The sequence below is a fragment of the Moorena sp. SIO2C4 genome, from assembly GCF_010672485.1.
GTDB lineage: Bacteria > Cyanobacteriota > Cyanobacteriia > Cyanobacteriales > Coleofasciculaceae > Moorena > Moorena producens.
This window is the reverse complement of sequence record NZ_JAAHGN010001132.1, coordinates 1-2,320: the sequence shown is the minus strand read 5'-3', so window position 1 is coordinate 2,320 and position 2,320 is coordinate 1. Positions and strand designations below refer to the sequence as shown.

1 protein-coding gene and 1 pseudogene are annotated in these 2,320 nt (G+C 41.2%); one reads left to right on the top strand and one right to left on the bottom strand.

The window, feature by feature from the left end; all coding sequences use genetic code 11:
• A pseudogene (locus F6K20_RS34635) lies at nucleotides 1-1,007 on the bottom strand (IS4 family transposase); the annotation flags it as partial.
• A 293-nt stretch (nucleotides 1,008-1,300) separates the two neighbouring features.
• Between F6K20_RS34635 and F6K20_RS34630 the strand changes: the two are divergent.
• Entirely contained in the window at nucleotides 1,301-2,182 is an 882-nt protein-coding gene (locus F6K20_RS34630; protein WP_008190446.1) for an alpha/beta fold hydrolase, read from the top strand.
• Nucleotides 2,183-2,320: the final 138 nt, after the last annotated feature.

The following is a 2,320-nucleotide window of genomic DNA, read 5'->3' as shown; positions in this document are numbered from 1 at the left end:
CACTGCCTCCCCAAGACCGCGCTGCATCGCTTTAATTTGCTGACCTTGAATCGTTGAAGAAGTATAAGCTATCGCAATTAATAAAACTAGAGAAATCAGCCGTTTACCCTCAACTTTAGTATCCTCTAGATTATAGCCACCTTTCTTGAAATCTCTAAACATCTCTTCTTCTCTTGGTGCGCGTTCCCTAGGTCGGGAAACCCGACCGGGGTCGCACCGCTATATCAAATCTTTTTTTATAAGCGGAAATTGCCAACTCTATACCGTCGAAATTGGTGAGAATAAACCATCCCTCTTTTGGGGTTATTCCCTTGACTTTACGTTGCCACTTACAAGCCACATTACAACTTGAAAAACCATGGGTCTTGGTTACTTTAACTCCTTGCATAAAAAACGATACTCCCGGTGCTAAACCTAAATTATTTAATTGAATCCAAATCTCATTTTTAACTTCAATAAATTCGTTTTTTTTAAGACGTAAGCAAAAATATACATCCAATGACTGGAGATACTTTGCTAGCTTTACCGAGCAAAATTCTCTATCCCCTAATATACAAATATTATAATTTTTTAAAAGTGGCATCACTGAGGATAGGGCAGTTTTCTGTTAATTAAAATTGCTAGACCCTAATTTGGGAAGTAATTCAAAATATATGGGAAAGGATCTTTTATCCCAAACTATACTAATCATGATCAAATTTATGCGACTCCAATTTGTGCGATAAGCACGCTACATAAATTAATTGTTCAGTTGTAAAGTATGTTGATAACCAGGTTTTTACAATTGGGAACCAAATTTTTTCAATCGTTAGATTAGGCAATGATAAAAATCGTTGTATTCTTTTTCTACGACTTTCAAATTTTATGGGAATTGATAAAATATTTGCTAATTTTTCTAAATTTACGTTTTTAATTGTCTGTACGAGACTAAGCAGAATTAAAAGGAATAAGTATTCTGATTTACTAAGTTGACTTTTTAAGTGGTTTTGGTAAAATGCAGGTAACATTTTCAATTGGTAGGTCTTGTTGCAAATAATCGACCTATCTTTTTTTTACCACAAAATGGTGAACACTTTCTGGGGGTGTGACATGCAAGCTAAAATCATTACTGGGTAATAAGTTCAGCCCATCAGTTACTTAGGGCTTGCTGAAAAAGTATTTGGGTAGGGATAGGCAAGAGGCAAGAGGCAAGAGGCAATAGTTCCGGAGTGCTCATCCGTGCAAGACAAGCACTGACTAACATAATTGCGCTTGTGAGGGGGAGAATCAGGATTGTCCTCTGATTACAGCAATTCAACTGATGTTTCCTGATTTTCTGCCCTCCAATACCCAGCAGCTAGTTGAGTCTACCTCAATTGTTCTTGCTCAAAGTATCCAGCGTCAAGCTATCTCAACTCCCCTGAGCCCCCAGGCGATTGCCACAACTTACGTTAATCAGGGTAAGGGTGGCACACCAATTTTGTTACTCCATGGCTTCGATAGTTCCGTGCTAGAATTACGCCGCTTGCTACCACTGCTGGCTCAGGAAAATGAAACCTGGGCAGTGGATTTGTTGGGTTTTGGGTTTACGGATCGCATGGCAGGGACACCATTTAGCCCCTACGCGATCGCAACCCATCTCTATTATTTCTGGAAAACCCTGATTAGAACACCAGTGATTGTAGTCGGTGCTTCTATGGGGGGTGCAGCGGCGATTGATTTTACCCTCACTTACCCCCAGGTTGTTAAACAGTTAGTATTAATAGATAGCGCTGGCTGCACCAAGGCTCCCCCGATTGGGAAGTTCTTATTTCCGCCCTTAGGCTACCTAGCCACAGCATTTTTGGCTAATCCCAAGGTAAGGCAAAGTATAAGTAAAAACGCTTACTATGATAAAGGTTGGGCCTCTGAAGATGCCCGAATTTGTGCTGCATTGCACCTAGAAATGCCTGGTTGGAATCAAGCCTTGATTGCGTTTACCAAAAGTGGTGGTTATGGTGATTTTGGAGATAAGCTGGCTCAGATTAGCCAGCCAACTCTAATTTTGTGGGGTGACCATGACGAAATTTTAGGGACTGCTGCTGCTAGTAAGTTTAAGCATGCGATCGCACAATCTCAATTAATCTGGATTAAAGACTGTGGTCATGTGCCTCACTTGGAACAAGCTCAAGTTACTGCTGAGCATATTTTAGAATTTGCCTAGACTTCGGCGGGGTGGATCTCATTAAAGCTGTTTGACCCGGTGGGTGGAATGGGGATCAGGCGTGGAATGGGCATCTTGCCCGTTACAATTTTCAAACGGGCTGTCCCAACAAAGCGCGAAGAGGCGGAAAATGACGCA